The following is an 18,644-nucleotide window of genomic DNA, read 5'->3' as shown; positions in this document are numbered from 1 at the left end:
CTTCATTACAGCTAACGCTGTGGCCGGCTGGTCAATCGCATAGTTTGAGTCAATGTGTCATTTGTCATTAGCCGCTTTAGCCCTCCCGCGCCCTGCACGTTGTGGTCATTAGCCGCATGGCTCATTGGTTCCAGACAGAAAAAATCAAAGTCATATCCTTGGTCAAACGCCGGATCGGAAACAAAAATGAAATAGCATGGGCAGGCAGGCTCAGTTTCCATGGTTAAAGACCACTGGTGCTCTGGCCAATGGATAGTGGCGTTGCCATCCCAGCCGGAAAAGCCATTGTTCACCCAGCGGCGGGGAACGGGGGACGGTTGGTTAAAGTCGATATCGGCAGGAAGCGTAGTCTGGTGCTCACCGGCCAGCCAATGCGCTTCCTCTAACCAGTAACCCCCTGATTTAGCCTGAACCGTGGTGTGCTTAGTGAGAGGGAAATAGGGGTGCCATCCGAGGCCAAAAGGCAACGCATCTTCACCTTGGTTAGTCACGCTGAGCGTAACGTCCAGTTCATTATCCCGTAGCCGGAAATGCTGACGAGCGACGTAGCGATATATCCCCTGACTGTGCTGATATTCCAGCAGCAGTTCATGTTGGGTATGTTCAAGGCATTGCCATTCGTTCAGCCAACCGTCTCCGTGTAAATAGTGAGTATCCCATTCGGTATTCGGGGTAAGACGGTAGGTTTTACCTTCAAAGGAAAAGCGGTTACCGTTAACCCGGTTGGCAAAAGGCACCAGTGGAAAACAGCTGGATTGAATCGCAGAGCCGCTGCCTTTTCCCGGGCGCAGGAGCGCAACAGAAGCCCCGCCATTGCGGCCATAAAACCCTTCAATAGCCCCCCCCGCAGAGGAGACGCTCAGCTCAAGCTGGTCATTACTTAATGTAAACAGTGTCATACGCATCCCTCATCGTGCTAAACCATCAGCCAGCATGCGGCTCATTCAGGAAAATTAATCACAACTTTTCCGCACTGGCCGCTGGCCATCAGGGCGTAAGCCTCTCCGGCCTGCTCAAGAGAGAAACGATGGGTAATGGCACTGTGAGGGTAAAGCTTCCAGTCACACAGGTCGACGCAACATTTTTCCATATGGTACAAACTGGTTACCCATGAACCGATAATCCGCCGCTGGTGATGCATCAGATCGGCGCTAACCTCGAATTCCACTTTACCGGTTTCACCAATGTAGATAACACGACCCCAATCAGCCGTTGACTGCAAGGCCAGCAGACGACCGGCGGCATTACCAGAACAATCAAGTGCTACATCGGCACCGCCGTGGGTAAGCTCACTGATAACGGCCGGTAAATTTTCTGTCGTAGCCAGATAACCGTTGTCCATCACGCCCAGCTTTTTCGCCGTCGCCAGACGATCGGGTAGCATATCTACGCCAATCACTCGTTTGGCCCCGCGCCCTTTTGCCAGCATCATGGCCATCATGCCAACCGGCCCTAATCCAACCACCAGCACGCTGTCGCTTCCGGAGACTTCGCCGCGCAGAATCCCTTCATAGGCCGTTCCTACGCCACAGGAAATAAAGGCACCGTCTTCATAGCTGAGCATATCCGGCACGTGAATCAGATCTTTCTCTTCGGCGATCAGGTACTCGGCATGCCCACCGTCGCGCTGCCAGCCATATGCAGCCTTACCGTCACCGGTACACGAGATAGGAAAACCACGACGGCAGTTAGAGCAAAAACCACAGCCAGAGATATGGTAAACCAGTACCCGATCGCCTTCACGAAAGTGGCGGCAGCCTGCGCCCAGCCCTACAATCTGGCCGCAGGGCTCATGGCCATTGATGAATCCCTGATATAACGGTTTATCCGGCGCTGCGGCGGTAGCGCGATGTTTATGATAGATATAGTGCACATCGCTGCCGCAGATACCGGAAGACTTCATCTTGATAAGTACCTGGTTGATCCCCGGCGTTGGTAATGCTACTTCACGTAGCTCAACGCTGGAATTACCGGGAAGATAAGCTGCTAACATGGTTTTCATAGTTTCCTCGACTAAATTATTGATCTATTTTTTTATCGACAATGCTATTGCCGATGGTCATTCGTTCTGCCCAAAATAATTCGAGGTGCAGGAAGGCGGCAAGTGAATGAATCCCGATGAGCTTACATAAGTAAGTGATTCGGGTGAGTGAGCGCAGCCAACGCATCTGCAACTTGAAGTATGACGGGCATGTGCCTCAGCGTTTTGATTTTGCATTACGCTGAGTCAGTAAAATATTTGCCAGTACCGCTACGACGATAATCACGCCGCGCACCACCTGCTGGAAGAAGGAGTTAATGCCCAGCAGGACTAATCCGTTGCCAATCAGCGTAATCACCAGCACGCCTAATAGGGTGCCAAACAAAGAGCCGCGGCCGCCGGATAACGCCGTTCCGCCAACCACCACCGCGGCGATAACGTCAAACTCCAGGCCGTTTGCGGCACCCGCATTGCCTGACCCGAGGCGAGCGGCTAACAAAATGCCGGTAATGGCGGCAAGCAAGCCTGACAGCGTAAAAATCAGAATACGCACCCGTTTTACGTTAATGCCACAAAGCTGGGCCGCAGTGGCATTGCCACCCACGGCAAATACCGAGCGCCCGAACGCCGTTTTCTTACTGATAAACAGGAAAACGGCAAACAGCAGCATCATAATCAGAGCGGAAACCGGTATGCCAAGAAACTGCCCGCCTAGCCAGTCTAGAATGTCACTCTCTTCAATCGGTACCGGCAGCGCGTTGGTCATAAACAGCCCCATGCCGCGCAGGGCGCTCCATAGGCCCAGCGTCGCCACAAAGCTAGGAACGCTAAAAATACCGCGCAGGGCTCCGGCTAGCGTTCCCAATAGCGCTCCCAACAGCAATACCATGAGGAAAGCCGGCAGCAGAGGTATGCCATATTGCAATAGATAAGCTAAACACACTGAAATGAAAGCCACCATTGGCCCGATGCTGACGTCAATTTCCCCTGAAATAATAATCAGCGTCATTGCCCACGCGGCGATGCCGATAGTGGCGGCATCTCTCAGAATGTTCATTTGATTATTCAGTGAAATAAAACCCGGCGCATTAACGGTAAAGACGAAATAAAGAATGGCGATAACAACAAGTAAACCAATCTCATTAATATGGCGGGAAATCAGCTGTTTGATACTGAACTCATTGTTCTTTGGTAATGCTAACGGTGAGGCGGACATACTCGATACTCCTCGATATATTATTATTCTTAGTGAACCGACAAGATTTCCGACATCAGCTCATCCACATTAACGGGAGAAGTAAACTCGCGGGTTAATGTGCCGTGTTGCAACAGCAATATCCGATCGCAGACCAGCGGCAATTCCTCTACTTCACTTGAAATAAATATGATACTTTTCCCTTCAGCCGCCAGCTCGCGAACGATTTGATAGATCTGCTGTTTAGCTTCAATATCTACGCCACGGGTAGGCTCATCTAACAGTAAGATCTGACTGCTGGCGAAAACCCAACGGCCAATCACCACTTTCTGCTGATTCCCGCCGGATAACGTCCCAATCGCAGTAGAGCTAGCGGAAGCCTTAATCGACATACGGCGCATAATGCCTTCGGTCAGCGTTTTGATAAGCCCCCATTGCAAGATGCCCTTGTTGCTGACCGTGTGGCGATTAGTGATCACCGTATTTTCGTCAACGCCCAATAAAGGAATAATGCCCGCCTCTTTACGGTTTTCCGGGGTATAGCCGATACCCTGAGCCAGCATAGATGCGTAATCCGGACGTGAAATAGATTTTCCATTCAGTACCAATTCCCCCTGTTGGAAAGGATCTAGCCCGACGATGGCTTTCAGTAATTCGCTACGCCCTGCGCCTAAGAGCCCAGCGATACCGAGCACCTCACCGCGATGCAACGTCAGGTTGATATTGTTTAGCTTGGGAGGCAAAGAGAGGTTTTTTACCGACAGTACGGGTTCTCCCCTGATTGCCGAAGTTTCTACCTGACGATGCTGTTGCTGCTGTCGCCCTAGCATCAGAGCAACTATTTCTTGAGTTGAGGTATTTTCTAATGAAACCTGACCGGCGACTTTACCGTCACGCATAATCGTCGCTGAGGACGCCAAACGCCGTATCTCCTCCATTCGATGACTAACGTAGATAACGGCGATTCCCAATCGCGACATCAGCTTTACCGCAGCAATCACTAAATCGACTTCAGTGTTGGCCAGTGAGCTGGTAGGTTCATCCAGAATCACCAGTTTTGGCTTACCTTTCATCACCCTGGCGATTTCTACTAGCTGCTTCTGCGCGGGGCTCAGTAGCTCCACGGGTAGCATAGGATCGATATCCACGCCCAATGCAGACAGGCACTCATTAGCCTGATCGAACATCATTTGTTGATCGATCATACCGCCCTGACGGGGCCACTCGCCTAAGCACAGGTTCTCGGCAACGCTCAGACCTTCAACCAGACTTAACTCTTGGTAAACGGCACGTACGCCAAGGCTGGCAGCCCGGCGGGTTAACTGGGCATCACTACCGTCTAATAATGTGCCGCATAAATAAACTTCGCCGGAATCGGGTCGTTCACTGCCGGTTAGCATTCGGATTAGCGTCGATTTTCCGGCACCATTTTTGCCCAATAGCGCCCGGACCTCTCCTTTGTGTAGGGTAAAATTGACATTATCCAGCGCCACAACGCCGGGATAGCGTTTGCAACCGCCGCTAATGCAGGCGATTGCTGTGTCTGGTGTAGATAAGGGTTGAGCCGTCATGCCAAATACCTCAGATAATGAACGAACAATCAGTGCTGCTGCCCGAGAACTTACGCAACGTCACTTGAGCCATCAAGGCAGCCCGTCTTTATGAGTATCCAGCCACTGTTTACCGCTTTCACTGGTGGTATAGAGATCGATAGGAACCTGAATCACTTTCTCCTTAGGCAGCGTCTTATTAATCACATTCATGGTCTGAGCAAATACGTTTTCACCCATTTTCTTACCGGAGATATCCACAACGGCTTTTAGAACCTGATTGTTTTGTAGCTCCTGAGCAATTTCGGTGGTCATGTCTGAGCCAAATACCACCGTTTTTCCTGACCGGTTTTGGTTACGAACCGCTTTAACCGCACCGAGCGTGGCACCGCCGGATTCACCAAAAATGGCATCCAGATCTGGCGTAGAAATCAGCAGTTTTTCACCAACGGAAATGGCTTTGTCCAGAACGGTTCCTTCTTGATTAGCAACGATGGTCATCCCTGGGACTCTGGCTTTCAACACTTCTTCGAATCCCTTGCGGCGCTGTACGCAAACTTCGAAAGCTTCGCAGTTAATCACGGCTATTTTTGGTGCGGTAATATTGTTGGCAATAAAGTAATCGGCGGCTGAATTGCCTAACTTCTTGCCAAACTCTACCGGATCGCCAACCAGATAGGCAGAGACGTATTTATCAACGCCTTTGGCATTAATACAGGTGTTGTAGCAAATGATGGGGATATTGGCTTCGCTGGCTCTTTTGATGGTTCGGCTACTGCCATTTTCAGATACTGCCGAGAGGATAATGGCATCAACATTACGCGCAACCAGAGTATCGATAAATGAACTTTCTTTTGAAATATCACCTTGAGCGTTGGTTTCAATAAGGTCAACCTTAACGCCGGACTGGCCGGCTGAATTCTGGACTCCCCAGCGAACGCCTGCGTAGTAGCCCTGAGTATCAAGATAAATAGCCCCAATCGTAATATCTTTTTTTTCTACGGCGTTAACGCCCGGCACAATAAGACATGCAAGGGTAATCAACGTCGAAATAAGTGCTGTTTTTTTTCTGTCAGACATAAATGCCTCCGAGGGTAAGAGTTAAGGCGTTTTATCGTTAACGTAGATCGTACCCATCAACGCCGTTTTCTTGTTATCACGCTGATGGGTACGGAAGAGTGCACGCGAGCTATTCTATGCTGCCTTCATCTTTACGATGATCATGCTGCTCACAAATTAAACTTAACTCTGTTTAGTAAACTCCTTATTTAGTTCCCAAGCGCGATCTGCAAACTCAGCCAGTACCACGGACAGCGTTTTGAACTGAGCGGCTTTGATATGCGCCGGGTTTAGCGCCAGCAGGCGTTCTGTCACCTGATTGAATGCCGGTAAATCACCACGGCCAAGATGAGCCAGCGCACTGATAAACAGACAATTCTCCTGATGTTGCTGCTGAAGATCGTTATCCAGAGCCAATAAATCTGGCTGTGAAACGGCAAAGAAGTCCCGGCTAACGGTTTGTGCAGACATGGCGGTGGACCAGTCAGCCATGTCATTAAACAGTGACAGTGCGGCATCGAGGTGATTGAGACACCGTTGGGCTAGTCCCTGATAAAACAGGTAGTCCAGCGGCTGATCGTTATAGTAACGATGTACATTGATAGTGCTGTCGCCAGCGGTGGCATGAGTAAAGCAACGACGGGCCTGTTCTGAATTACCCTGCTGCCAAGCACATACTCCAAGCCAGAACCAGATATCATTATCCGTTTGTCCAAGCAAACGCCCTTCACTTAGGTTTTCAGGATACTGGAGGGCCTGATTCAGTAGCGATATTGCCTCTTCTGGCTCCTGCTGCTGGAAGCATTTAAAAGCGCGTAATAACAGATTGGAAATATACTGGCCGGTAACCTTACCTTCTCCGCCTTCCCACGGATGAAACTTACGTTCAGCCAAGATATCTGCGGCTTCCTGAAGTTTACCAAGCTGATTATAGAGACTCAGGACTTCAGCCGTTAAATCATCCCGGCCCAGCGCTGTCGCCATATGCGCTTCCAAACGGGCCAAACGAACTTGAGGTGCTACAGCGCACAGTTTGTCCAGTAAGTCACGTTCAAACAGTATGCGCGCGTCATTCGAGCTGAGGCTGAAAGCGCGATCCAGATACTTCTCCGCTAAAGCTCGATTATGCTGCTTATTCCATGCGTAGATACCCAGCCCACGCCATGCGTCAACAAAATCAGGCTGCATGGCAGTACACGCTTCCCATAGCTCAACGGCCTGAGAATAATTTCGCTTGCTGTAGTGGAAACAGGCTAGAAGATGACGGGCAAAATAGCATTCCCCTATCTGCGCCAGCATATCCACTTCATCCAGCGTATTGGGGAACCTTACGTGATGAGGAAAAGCATCGCGCGCTTTGGACAATAAAGCACTGCGTTGGCTCTCTGGTAATAAACTGGCGTGTAAATAAAGCGGCAACGTTTCTTGGCTGTCTAAACGGGCTAACACCTCTAGCGCCAGCTCAGTCTGACCATAAGAAAGCATTTGGCCCGCGGTAATCAGTGAATTAATCCCCCGGTTACCGGCTACCTGACGCCATACCTGCAGGCGTTCTTCATCCTGATACTCTCGCCACAATAGATAATGCAGCGTCGGGTTAAGCGGATACTCTTGCGCCCAGCGAGCCAGCCACTGACGGCTTTCTTCCCGTTGGCCCGACAGTTGTAGCACCAGCCCTTTCAGGCTAATAACCGCCTGATTGGTGGTACTGCATAGCAAACTTTGCCGACAGAATGACAGAGCCTGATGGTATTCACCGTTACGCGTTGCCAGCCGGGCCAGACCATAATACCCCCCCGGTTTAGCGTTACCACTCCAGGTAGCACGATAGAAATCTTCACGGGATAGCTCAAACTGACCCAGCCGCTCATAGGCGCTGGCACGTACCAAACTGGCCAGCCCGCAAACCGGATTTTTATTCAAGCCGTGCGCGCGCTTTAGCGCCTGACCCGCATATTCAATCGCCAGTGAGTAGTTCGCCCGGTTATATTCCAGCGTCGCCAGTGCCAGATTATTACGATAGTCCAGCGGATCGAGTTCGATTCCACGCAGGTAATAATCAAAGGGTGAACGACTGGCATGATTGTACTGTTCAAGATGTTGACCTATAAACCAAACTTCATCGGTACTGGTCATTTCACACGCTGGCAGAGGCGTAGTAGCCACTTCCGGCAGCGGCGTCTCTTTAGGCTGGTGTTCGGTATAGCTGAGCACAACTTTATTATCAGCGTCGTACAGCGTAATGGTTAAACGACCGTTAGGATTAGCGGACAACTGATTACGCAGCGCTTCACCCGGCGTTAAATCAATGGATACGTCCACTAGTGGGGTGGTTTCACCATCACAAACGATAGTCAGGCGGGCGTTATTCAACGGTACAATCGCGTAAACACCCCATACTAATTCTCCCTGCTGGCGTTCAAGCTTAAGCACCGCGTCGCAGGAAGCATTTTGGATTGTGCCTAAGGTATTATAAGGCAGGAAGTTTTGAACAAATCGCTTCTCTTCCCATGCGTCTAGCCAGGTAAAATCAGGCTGATTATCAGTGAAAACGCCGGTCATCAGCTCAATATAAGGACCATTTTCATCGGTTAAATTACGATCCCATGCCTGCCCGAATTCACTGTAACCCCAAGTCCACTGCTTTTTACCCGGAGAATAGTGATGGTCAGCAACGTGCAATAAACCGCCCTCTTCGTCATGGCAATATGCCCCAACAAAGTCATATTCAGATTTTTCTGCCATATAAGAAGTAGGAACAGGCACGTTTTTATAGCGGGATATATCCACACCGGCAGAATAGTCCACTTTGTAATATGTGCCGGTCGCGATAGGGAATGAAGATACCGCGCGCTTACCGTGGTCAAATACCGCCGTTACGTCCGGTGGGAATACGCTTTGGTGCCCATCGCCGCCGTTAACAGCAGGATTAGCCCACCATAAGAAATGCCGGGGAGTTGGGTTGCCGTTATAAACTTTGGAGGTAATTTCTAGCAATGCCCGATTAGGATACAGGGTGAATCCGGTCATAACCTGTAGCCCATGCATCGGCTCTGTCTCGCCCATCCATACGGTTTTAGCACCGTTTTCTTGATCCTGAATGAAATGGTCCACCGGCATAAAAGTCGTCGGCCGATGGTGCTGTGGCCAGTTGAATTCTATACCGCCGGAAATCCACGGACCGAGTAGCCCGACCAGTGCCGGTTTAATCACATCATTGTGATAGACAAAATCCCGCTGTCTAACCTTATCCCAGGCTTTATGTACTCGCCCGCCCAGTTCGGGTAACAACATCACCTTTAGGTAATCGTTCTCCAGCCAGAGTGCCTGATAGGTTTTCATCACCTTTTGATCGCTCAGGGTATCCGTGACACCGTAGGGATATACCGCACCGGATGACCCTTGATATACCCGATGCTCTAAGAACATTGGGTGAATATCCTGAGCCCCTGCTTCATAAGTCGGAATTTCTACTACTTCCTGCCAAACTTTTACCTGACCCATAATGCCCCTCAAATTTAATCAGTTACACTGAAAACACATTGGTGCCAGTCTAATGGACAAGATCGTTTGTGTTATGCACAATGGTCACGCAATACAGTTAACGGAGTTTAGTGAAATGCAAATTTACGGATTGAATAACCAACGAATACGCCATTTAAATAAAAGCATTCTGTTAGAAATTTTGTACCGCGAGAAAATTGCCAGTAAATCAACGTTGGCTAAGCATTCACAGCTGTCGATCCCTGCGATAAGTAAAATTCTGGCTGAGCTGGAACAGGAGAATAAAGTTTCTCACCATGAAGAGAGCCTGCACGCGCGTGGCCATAGCGGTGGTAGCTATCGAATTATATCGCCGCCGGGATTTATTCTGTGCCTTAACGTAACGCCCTATATGATTGAAAGCGTACTGGTTGATGGGTTAATTAACCCGCAGTCAGAGCTTCGCCTAACCGCTATCAAAGCCACCACGCCCGAAGTGCTGTTGACAGAAATCGAAAAGTTATACCGAGAATATCATCAGATGAACCGCCAGCTCCCTTTACGCTTGGCGTTGTCAATTCATGGTCAGGTCAATCCGGTTACCGGCGTATCGCAAAATATGCCTCAGGCTCCTTGGGATACACCGATCGAAATGAAATATCTGTTGGAAGAACGGCTCAATACCGAGCTACTGATCGATAATGACTGCATTATGCTGGCTCTGGCAGAGAAGTGGCAAAATGGCAGTAACCATCAGGATTTCTGCGTAATTAACGTTGATTATGGTATTGGTTCATCTTTTGTGATTAACCAGCAAATATACCGGGGTAGCCTGTACGGTAGCGGCCAGATTGGCCACACGATTATCGCCCCGGACGGTACCGCCTGTGCCTGCGGGCGCTACGGTTGTCTGGAGACCATCGCTTCGTTATCGGCGCTAAAGAAAAAATCACGCATGATGCTAAAAAATCATTCCCGTGGTCATCAGCAAGACAAGGCCTTAAAAACGCCGACCACCGACTGGCTAATTGAACGCTACCATCAAGGGGATGAAGATCTCAGGCCATTGGTCAGTGATGCCGCTCGAGCCATTGGGCTTAGCCTGTATAATTTTCTGAATATACTCAATATCAACCGGATATATCTGTACGGTCGTAGTTGTGGATTTGGGATGGAGTGGTTAAATATTATTCAGCAGCAGACTGATTTTAATCCTTTTGATCACACCGATGCGGTGAGAACGAATGCTACAAATATTGGTTTTGGGAAATTATCCCGACAACAGCAAGTTATGGGTATTGCCTATTTATTTGTTGAACAGGCATTAAACGATATGATGAATATCAATAATGAACAGTCAATTCATCAGAAAAAATATAACTAATTTTAGTTATTAGATAATATTGAATGACTTAATTTTGGCAGTTCATGAAATTCAAAAAAAATGAATCAACATTTCATATAACATTTATATGGATCATTCGATGAAATAATAAATTAAACTTAAAAATCATTAAGATACAACAAAATAATCAATTTAATGTCTTATTTTATAAAAAAAATTTACAGGATTAAAAACCAGCGTCAACAACGTTATAAAATACTGTCTAAATAAGTTATTTACTCTAACAGATGCAGTTCTATAGCTTTCTTTATGGCATGTTTTGCATTTGATACATTCAACTTGTTCACAATATTCTTCATATGAAATTTTATTGTTCTTTCACGTATGCCTAATATTATCGCTGATTCTATATATGTTTTACCTAAACTAACCCACTGTAGAATTTCTATCTCTCTGGCTGAGAGTATTGACTGTTTATTATTAGTTAACTGATAAATACGAATAGCTTTAATAATTTCATCATGAACGGTAATAAGTAACATCTGAATATCATTTTTATATTTCCTAATATTATTAGGAAATTCTTTATCTTCATCAATATTGCAAAAACTGAGCAGTGCCATGCAATTATTTGCATCGTGAATGGTAAAGGTATATCCGTCAAAAAGGTTATGCTGCTGAGCAAACTTAAGGACTTCACCGCCGCCCCAAGGCTCATCGGCTGTGGATATCTCACTCCACGCAAAAGGCAAGATGCTTTGCTTGGCCGACAAAAATACCGGATCGATCAAATACAGCTCAGCATCAATATAGTATGAAACCCACGCATCTGGATAATTAGATATTACCAACGGTGTTGAATTTATAAACTTCTGAGACAAGAAATAGGAATATCGCTTGATGCCAAAACTATTGAGTTTTTGCTCAAGAAAATGCTTAATCCTTGCATCATATCTGAAAGATTCCATTAGTACCTCTGCGCTATAACTTTGAAGATAATTACCGCTATCAGTTACTCATCTTATAGCATAATCTTTAATCATAGATACGGATACTGTCATAATTACCAAAATCTTGATTAAATTTGTTAGTTGAAGAATTAGTCAACGTAAGGGTTTCTGGGGTATAGAAAATTAAGGCGCTCATCTCTAAAATAAATAGCCTGATTATTATTTCATACGAAAATAGTTTCTTTTGCAAGAAACCACCCTATACAGAAAATAATCATTCAGTTATTTTGATAAACTAAATCAAATTTATAGACTAAATAATAGAAAAATATAGATTTTTAATTATGTATTTAGAAGAAACCAAGAATTTAGCTCTAAAAATGGGGGGTTATTGAATTTAATAAATTAGTAATTAAGTAAACCGACATAAGCTGCTTATTTCGTGAAGGAAAATAAAAGGCGCTTCAACTACCAAACTTTATAAAATCACTTATACTTTCCTCTCCGAAATAAGTAGACGACCAATTTGTCAATTGTTTCGATTTATTTGTACGTTCAATTAATATACCCAAAGTGGCCTAATTTAACCGCTAGCCCTTGGGTAATGGAACAGGATGACCGCTATGCTCGCGAACTTAAATCAACGCTTCACCAGCCTGACTGACCATCAGGACGGCGGTAAGCTTCTGCTAAGAATTACGTTTTCTATTTTAATGATTTTCCACGGTGTGGCAAAATTCCAGCACGGTACCGGCTGGATTGAAGAAATGCTTATCAGTAAAGGGCTTCCGGGCTTTATTGCTTACGGCGTTTTTATCGGCGAGATTATCGCTCCGGTATTAATCATATTGGGCATTTTCACTCGCCCTGCCGCTTTTATTGTTGCAGTAAATATAGTGATTGCGACCTTAATGGTTGGCACAGGTAAATTCTTCACGCTGACCGCTGTAGGCGCTTGGGGTCTTGAAGTTGAATCGGTTTATATCTTTGCCGCTATCGTTACGATGCTGCTGGGAAGTGGCCGCTATTCAGTGGTATCACCAGCGTATAGATAGCTTATTGCAAGCTGACTAAACACAGACTGTCTAAAAAAGGGCCATATACACATATATGGCCCTTTTTTCATCAGGAAAAGATAATTTTCCAACGCTCTATATAGACGACACGTAGGTTCCAATTAAATTAAACCCCGTTATCAATAGTCTCCGGTGTCATACGGCCTTTATACACATACCATCCCACTCATTTAGTCTAGCGCCAGCTTCTCTTACATCTCTTTGTTGCCAGACATTTCATATCGTGTAAGCAAATTAGTCTCTGTGAGCCATTTGATAAACATCAATTAGCCCAACGAACCAATCGCCATAAAATAAATAACAGTCCCTGACGACGGTAGCTTCGTGTTAACGTTATCAAAATGATAATCTGGCCATAGGGTATCAGTGTAGACAGGAGCCTGTTGATGATGAGTAAGAAAAAAGTCCTCTTGGCCGCTTTAGCGCTTATCTTGATTGCTGGCGTAGTTTATGGCTGGAACAGCTATACCAACCGCCAGAATCAGAACCTAACGCTATATGGTAACGTTGATATCAGAACGGTTAACCTGAGCTTTCGGGTTAACGGTCGTCTCACCGCGCTGAACGTCGATGAGGGAGATGCTGTCGCTGCCGGACAAATCCTCGGCCATTTAGACGATGCCCCTTATCAAAATGCCCGACTACAGGCCAAAGCGAATGCCGATGCGCTTAAAGCTCAACTGGCACTCATTGAAGAAGGCTATCGGGCGGAGGAAATCGCTCAGGTACGGGCAGCGGTAACTCAGAGTCAGGCCGCTTATGATTACGCCCAAAGCTTTTATCAGCGCCAGCTAGGCCTGTGGAAAAGCCGCTCAATTTCGGCCAATTCTCTGGAAGATGCGAAAAATGCCAGAGATCAGGCGAAAGCAACGCTCCAGTCAGCCAAAGATAAACTATCTCAGTTTGAAACCGGCAATCGCCCACAGGAAATCGCGCAGGCTAAAGCAAATTTAGCGGCGGCCGAGGCAACGCTAAAACAGGCTGAACTTAACGTATCGGATACTCAGCTAGTTTCCCCTTCGGCGGGTACCATTCTGACCCGCGCCGTTGAGCCCGGCAGTATGCTAAGCGCAAGTAATACCGTATTTAGCCTGTCGCTAACCGCCCCGGTCTGGGTTCGTGCCTACGTGAGTGAAATTAACTTAGCCCGTGCCGTTCCCGGAACAAAACTAACAATATATACCGACGCCCACTCGGATAAGCCCTATCACGGTACCGTCGGTTTTGTTTCTCCTAACGCTGAATTTACGCCTAAAAGCGTAGAAACGCCTGAACTTCGTACTGACTTGGTCTATCGCTTGCGGATTATCGTTACTGACCCTGATGATAATTTACGGCAAGGCATGCCGGTTACCGTTCATTTTCCCTCCCATTAGGAACCGGTAATGACACAGATAGCCTCAGCCACCGCCGGTCATAGCATTGTGCTGGAAGGCGTTGAGAAACGCTTTGCTGGCCTCACCAAACCGGCCGTCGCCAGCCTGACTACTCGCATAGACAGCGGAGCCGTGATGGGGCTGGTTGGCCCCGATGGCGCAGGGAAAACAACCCTAATCCGCATTCTAGCCGGGTTACTAAAGCAGGATTCCGGCACCGTTCGGGTTGCCAATCTGGATCCCATCAAAAGCGACAAAGAGCTGCATGCCGTTTTAGGCTATATGCCACAAAAGTTTGGCCTGTATGAAGATCTGACCGTGATGGAGAACCTTACTCTCTATGCCGATCTACGCAGCGTTATCGGAGAACAACGTCGGACAATAGTTGAGAAACTTCTGGCCTTCACCGATTTAGCCCATTTTACCGATCGTCTGGCAGGTAAACTGTCCGGCGGAATGAAACAAAAACTGGGCCTCGCCTGTACGCTGATTGGTCAGCCCAAAGTGTTATTGCTGGACGAACCGGGCGTTGGCGTCGACCCAATTTCGCGCCGCGAACTGTGGAAAATGGTCCACGAACTGGCCGATGAAGGCATGCTGATACTCTGGAGCACGTCGTATCTGGATGAAGCCGAGCAGTGCCGTCAGGTACTGCTAATGAATGAAGGTGAACTGATTTTTAACGGCCCGCCGCAGGAATTAACCCAGCGTATGGCTGGCCGCAGTATTCTGATTTCTGCCACTCAGGGAACCAACCGCAAGCTATTACAAAAAGCCTTAACGCTGCCCCAAATCACCGACGGCGTGATTCAGGGAAAAGCGGTGCGCCTGATTTTACGCAAGGGTGAAAACCACCGGCAACTGCCCGAGTTACTAGGCCAACCGAATGCTAACGTTGTTGAAGCGGAGCCACGTTTCGAAGATGCCTTTATAGACCTACTCGGAGGCAACCCGGAAAGCGAATCGGCGCTGGCTAAAATCATGCCGATTGTAGAAGGCAGCGCGGACGATATTGTGATTGAGTCCCGTTCATTAACCAAAAAGTTTGGCAGCTTTGCCGCCACGGACAACGTGAGCTTTCAGGTCAGACGGGGAGAGATATTCGGCCTGTTAGGCCCTAACGGCGCAGGAAAATCGACCACCTTTAAGATGATGTGCGGTTTGTTAGTGCCTACTAGCGGTAAAGCACAGGTGCTGGGGATGGACCTGAAAACCGGCGCTGGCAACGTCCGCCAGCATTTAGGCTATATGGCCCAGAAGTTTTCGCTGTATGGCAACCTGACGGTAGAACAGAACCTAAAATTCTTTTCCGGTGCCTATGGGCTACACGGTAAAAAGCAGAAAGATAAGATCGGCGAAATGGTCGACACCTTTAACTTTACGCCGATTCTAAAACAGGAGCCCAATGCGTTACCGCTTGGATTTAAGCAGCGCTTAGCCCTTTCCTGCGCGCTAATGCACGAGCCGGATATCCTGTTTTTAGATGAACCGACCTCCGGCGTTGATCCAATCACCCGCAGAGAATTCTGGCTACATATTAACGGCATGGTAGAACAAGGCGTTACCGTGATGGTGACCACTCACTTTATGGATGAAGCCGAATACTGCGATCGCGTTGGGCTGGTTTATCGCGGGAAGATTATTGCTTCTGGCTCTCCGGACGATTTAAAGCAGCAGGTTGCTACCGCAGACAATCCCAACCCAACCATGGAACAGGCCTTCATTGATTTGGTTCTCGGCTATGATAAGGAGGATAACAATGGCTAACGCAACCCGGTCAAAGCTAAATACCTCATTTTCCCTTCGTCGGCTGGTCGCACTGTGCCGTAAAGAGACCTATCAAATTTTGCGTGACCCTAGCAGCGGTCTGATTGCTTTTGTTATTCCGCTGATGCTGCTGTTTATTTTTGGCTACGGGATTAATCTTGATTCCAGCAAGCTTAAAGTCGGTATTTTGATGGAGCAACAGACACCCGAAGCCCGACGCTTAGTCGATGCCTTTATCGGCTCAGCCTACATAGCCCCAACCATCAGTACCGACAAACGCGCTTTAATTCACAGGCTGCAGGCCGGAGAAATTCGCGGGTTAATTGTCATTCCGCCTGATTTTTCTCGTCGCCTTGCCCGCCCGCAGGACAGCGCGCCAGTACAGGTTATTACTGACGGCAGCGAACCCAATACTGCCAATTTTGTGCAGGGCTACGCGCAGGGGATCTGGCAAACGTGGCTGCGCAACGAAGCCACTGATAAGGGTGAAAAACCGCAGCAGCTCATCAACGTTCAGCTACGCTACTGGTTCAACCCGGCGGCCATTAGCCGTAATTTTATTATTCCCGGCGCGATCACCATTATCATGACGGTAATTGGCGCTATTCTGACGTCGCTGGTGATTGCCCGCGAATGGGAGCGAGGCACGATGGAAGCCCTCTTGTCGACGCAGGTTACCCGCGCCGAGCTGCTGCTGTCTAAGCTGATTCCCTACTATGTTTTGGGAATGATCGCCATGGTGTTGTGCATGGTTGTGGCCGTGTTCGTCATGGACGTTCCCTACCGAGGCTCCCTGCTAATTTTATTTGGCATGAGCAGCCTGTTTTTAGCCAGCACGTTGGGAATGGGTTTGCTAATTTCTACCCTGACCCGTAACCAGTTTAACGCGGCCATGGTGGCGCTCAACGCAGGGTTCTTACCCGCAGTGATGTTGTCCGGTTTTATCTTCGAGATCGACAGCATGCCGGAAATCGTAAGGGCGACGACCTATATTATTCCGGCCCGCTATTTTGTCAGCACGCTACAAACGCTGTTTCTGGCAGGCAATATCGGCCCCATTTTGCTAACGAATCTACTGTTCTTAATTGCTTCGGCGATTTTCTTTATCGGACTCACCGCCTGGAAAACCAAGCGGCGGCTGGATTAGGGGAAATCATCATGCTGCATCGCCTGCTTAGCCTTATCATTAAAGAACTCCAGTCCCTGCTGCGCGATCCGCAAACGCGGGCAATATTAGTATTACCGGTGTTATTGCAGGTGTTCCTGTTCCCCTTTGCCGCCACGCTGGAAGTGACCAACGCCACGATAGCCGTTTATAGCGAAGACAGCGGTAAAGCCTCAGTGGAGCTGACTCAACGGTTTGCCAAAGCCAAAGCCTTCACTAACGTGCTATTGCTGCATAGTTCACCGGAAATCGACTCGACCATCAACCAGCAGAAAGCCCTGTTGCTGGTTCGCTTTCCATCAGATTTCTCACGAGATATCGAACGCGGCCAAACCGCATCTTTGCAAATAATTCTCGACGGGCGTCGTTCTAACAGCGCCCAGATAGCGGCTAACTACATTCAGCAAATCGTCGCCAATTACCAGCAGGAGCTCACCGGGGGCTTACCGAAACAAAACAACAGCGAGCTGGTTATCCGTAATTGGTATAACCCAAATCTGGACTATAAGTGGTTTGTTATTCCCTCACTGATAGCCATGATCGTCACCATTGGCGTTCTGATCGTCACCTCGCTGTCCGTGGCCCGCGAGCGCGAGCAGGGAACGATGGAACAGCTGCTGGTATCGCCGTTAACCACATGGCAGATATTTATCGGCAAGGCAGTTCCGGCCATGATTGTGGCGATATTTCAGGGTTCGATTGTGCTGACCATCGGTATACTGGCCTACCAAATTCCGTTCGCCGGATCCCTGCCAATGTTTTACGGCACTATGATAATTTACAGCCTGTCGTTGGTCGGGTTCGGCCTGCTAATTTCATCGCTGTGCGCCACTCAGCAGCAGGCATTTATCGGCGTATTTGTCTTTATGATGCCGGCGATCCTGCTCTCTGGCTACGTTTCGCCGGTTGAGAATATGCCGGTCTGGCTACAGCACGTCACTTGGGTTAACCCAATCCGCCACTTTACGGATATCACCAAACAGATTTACCTGAAGGATGCGGACTTCGCTATTATTTGGGGGAGTTTGTGGCCGTTATTAGTGATTACGCTCACCACGGGAAGCCTGGCATATTGGATATTCAGAAGACGGGTTTCATAGGCTTAGCCAACGGTAAAATGGCCCAATGAGGCTTTACTCTAAGCGTCTTCCACATCGATAACATCGGAATATGAGCGATTTCCTGCAGCCGAGGGGCGATGTTTTAAGTTAGACTTCTGGCTACTTCACTTAAACAAACTTACGTTTCCCTTATGTTGCCGCAGAATCAACGCGCATTTTATCAATCACCCTCAGCTAAAGTGTGCACAAAATGCATCAACCTTAGTTTATTAGTTGAGTAATAAATCAACTCAAACAACCACGATGTTAACTACTTATTCAATAATATAAATAAAAACAAACACTCACCACAACTAATGAGTTGTCCAACTATTTATAAAATATAGTAAAAATAAACAGCTCATATATTAATTTATTGATTTATATAAATTATCAATAAAATATAATAATTAATTTAAATAAAAACAATGCATTACACTTTCACTGCAATAGCACAGGCAACTTAATGAATTATTTTGTTACCAACGTTAAAAATTTTTACATATATATTATTGAAACTCATATATGTGTCAATATAGCATACCGCGCTTTATATAGATCCTCTGGAAAGTACCACCGACATGGCTCGTTTAAAAA

General features: G+C 47.6%; 13 protein-coding genes. 6 read left to right on the top strand and 7 right to left on the bottom strand.

The window, feature by feature from the left end; all coding sequences use genetic code 11:
* Positions 1-11: 11 nt before the first annotated feature.
* The 6 genes from GVI43_RS05095 to GVI43_RS05070 all read right to left on the bottom strand — a co-directional run bounded on the left by GVI43_RS05095 (position 12) and on the right by GVI43_RS05070 (position 9,289).
* Positions 12-899, bottom strand: a complete 888-nt coding sequence (locus tag GVI43_RS05095) for an aldose 1-epimerase (protein WP_159565773.1) — start codon at positions 897-899, stop codon at positions 12-14.
* Positions 900-940: 41 nt separating this feature from the next.
* Positions 941-2,002, bottom strand: a complete 1,062-nt coding sequence (locus tag GVI43_RS05090) for a zinc-dependent alcohol dehydrogenase family protein (RefSeq protein ID WP_159565772.1) — start codon at positions 2,000-2,002, stop codon at positions 941-943.
* Positions 2,003-2,198: 196 nt separating this feature from the next.
* Positions 2,199-3,197 (bottom strand): ABC transporter permease, encoded by a 999-nt coding sequence (locus tag GVI43_RS05085; protein ID WP_159565771.1) that lies wholly within the window; start codon positions 3,195-3,197, stop codon positions 2,199-2,201.
* 29 nt (positions 3,198-3,226) lie between these two features.
* A complete protein-coding gene (locus GVI43_RS05080; protein WP_159565770.1) occupies positions 3,227-4,747 on the bottom strand; it encodes a sugar ABC transporter ATP-binding protein in 1,521 nt (506 codons plus the stop codon).
* A 72-nt stretch (positions 4,748-4,819) separates the two neighbouring features.
* On the bottom strand, positions 4,820-5,806 hold the full coding sequence (locus GVI43_RS05075) for a substrate-binding domain-containing protein (protein ID WP_159565769.1): 987 nt from the start codon (positions 5,804-5,806) through the stop codon (positions 4,820-4,822).
* A gap of 162 nt (positions 5,807-5,968) precedes the next feature.
* Positions 5,969-9,289 (bottom strand): DUF5107 domain-containing protein, encoded by a 3,321-nt coding sequence (locus GVI43_RS05070; protein ID WP_159565768.1) that lies wholly within the window; start codon positions 9,287-9,289, stop codon positions 5,969-5,971.
* A 115-nt stretch (positions 9,290-9,404) separates the two neighbouring features.
* Here GVI43_RS05070 and GVI43_RS05065 point away from each other — a divergent pair, with 115 nt between their 5' ends.
* Positions 9,405-10,652: an ROK family protein gene (locus tag GVI43_RS05065; RefSeq protein WP_159565767.1), complete on the top strand. Its 1,248-nt coding sequence runs from the start codon at positions 9,405-9,407 to the stop codon at positions 10,650-10,652.
* 236 nt (positions 10,653-10,888) lie between these two features.
* On the opposite strand, the gene GVI43_RS05060 is transcribed toward GVI43_RS05065, so the two are convergent.
* Entirely contained in the window at positions 10,889-11,581 is a 693-nt protein-coding gene (locus GVI43_RS05060) for a helix-turn-helix transcriptional regulator (protein WP_159565766.1), read from the bottom strand.
* 605 nt (positions 11,582-12,186) lie between these two features.
* Here GVI43_RS05060 and GVI43_RS05055 point away from each other — a divergent pair.
* The 5 genes from GVI43_RS05055 (at position 12,187) to GVI43_RS05035 (ending at position 18,047) form a co-directional block, all read left to right on the top strand.
* A complete protein-coding gene (locus tag GVI43_RS05055; protein ID WP_159565764.1) occupies positions 12,187-12,618 on the top strand; it encodes a DoxX family protein in 432 nt (143 codons plus the stop codon).
* 410 nt (positions 12,619-13,028) lie between these two features.
* Positions 13,029-14,015, top strand: coding sequence for a secretion protein HlyD (gene hlyD, locus GVI43_RS05050; protein WP_159565875.1), 987 nt, complete (start codon positions 13,029-13,031; stop codon positions 14,013-14,015).
* A 9-nt stretch (positions 14,016-14,024) separates the two neighbouring features.
* Complete coding sequence (locus GVI43_RS05045) at positions 14,025-15,782, top strand: ATP-binding cassette domain-containing protein (RefSeq protein WP_159565762.1); 1,758 nt, start codon at positions 14,025-14,027, stop codon at positions 15,780-15,782.
* On the top strand, positions 15,775-16,929 hold the full coding sequence (locus tag GVI43_RS05040; protein ID WP_159565760.1) for an ABC transporter permease: 1,155 nt from the start codon (positions 15,775-15,777) through the stop codon (positions 16,927-16,929). Before GVI43_RS05045 ends, GVI43_RS05040 begins: the two co-directional genes overlap by 8 nt.
* 11 nt (positions 16,930-16,940) lie before the next feature.
* Entirely contained in the window at positions 16,941-18,047 is a 1,107-nt protein-coding gene (locus tag GVI43_RS05035) for an ABC transporter permease (protein WP_159565758.1), read from the top strand.
* Positions 18,048-18,644 lie beyond the last annotated feature (597 nt).

Origin of the sequence: Budvicia diplopodorum (assembly GCF_009800925.1) — a bacterium.
In the GTDB taxonomy this organism is placed as follows: Bacteria; Pseudomonadota; Gammaproteobacteria; order Enterobacterales; family Enterobacteriaceae; genus Budvicia; species Budvicia diplopodorum.
This window is presented reverse-complemented; position numbering and strand designations above follow the sequence as displayed.

Excerpts from the sequence above, each read along its gene's own strand:
- GVI43_RS05060 (WP_159565766.1), bottom strand. The coding sequence starts at position 11,581 with ATGGAATCTTTCAGATATGATGCAAGGATTAAGCATTTTCTTGAGCAA.
- GVI43_RS05055 (WP_159565764.1), top strand. The coding sequence starts at position 12,187 with ATGCTCGCGAACTTAAATCAACGCTTCACCAGCCTGACTGACCATCAG.
- GVI43_RS05095 (WP_159565773.1), bottom strand. The coding sequence starts at position 899 with ATGACACTGTTTACATTAAGTAATGACCAGCTTGAGCTGAGCGTCTCC.
- GVI43_RS05035 (WP_159565758.1), top strand. The coding sequence starts at position 16,941 with ATGCTGCATCGCCTGCTTAGCCTTATCATTAAAGAACTCCAGTCCCTG.
- GVI43_RS05065 (WP_159565767.1), top strand. The coding sequence starts at position 9,405 with ATGCAAATTTACGGATTGAATAACCAACGAATACGCCATTTAAATAAA.
- GVI43_RS05040 (WP_159565760.1), top strand. The coding sequence starts at position 15,775 with ATGGCTAACGCAACCCGGTCAAAGCTAAATACCTCATTTTCCCTTCGT.
- GVI43_RS05080 (WP_159565770.1), bottom strand. The coding sequence starts at position 4,747 with ATGACGGCTCAACCCTTATCTACACCAGACACAGCAATCGCCTGCATT.
- GVI43_RS05070 (WP_159565768.1), bottom strand. The coding sequence starts at position 9,289 with ATGGGTCAGGTAAAAGTTTGGCAGGAAGTAGTAGAAATTCCGACTTAT.
- GVI43_RS05045 (WP_159565762.1), top strand. The coding sequence starts at position 14,025 with ATGACACAGATAGCCTCAGCCACCGCCGGTCATAGCATTGTGCTGGAA.
- hlyD (WP_159565875.1), top strand. The coding sequence starts at position 13,029 with ATGAGTAAGAAAAAAGTCCTCTTGGCCGCTTTAGCGCTTATCTTGATT.
- GVI43_RS05075 (WP_159565769.1), bottom strand. The coding sequence starts at position 5,806 with ATGTCTGACAGAAAAAAAACAGCACTTATTTCGACGTTGATTACCCTT.
- GVI43_RS05090 (WP_159565772.1), bottom strand. The coding sequence starts at position 2,002 with ATGAAAACCATGTTAGCAGCTTATCTTCCCGGTAATTCCAGCGTTGAG.
- GVI43_RS05085 (WP_159565771.1), bottom strand. The coding sequence starts at position 3,197 with ATGTCCGCCTCACCGTTAGCATTACCAAAGAACAATGAGTTCAGTATC.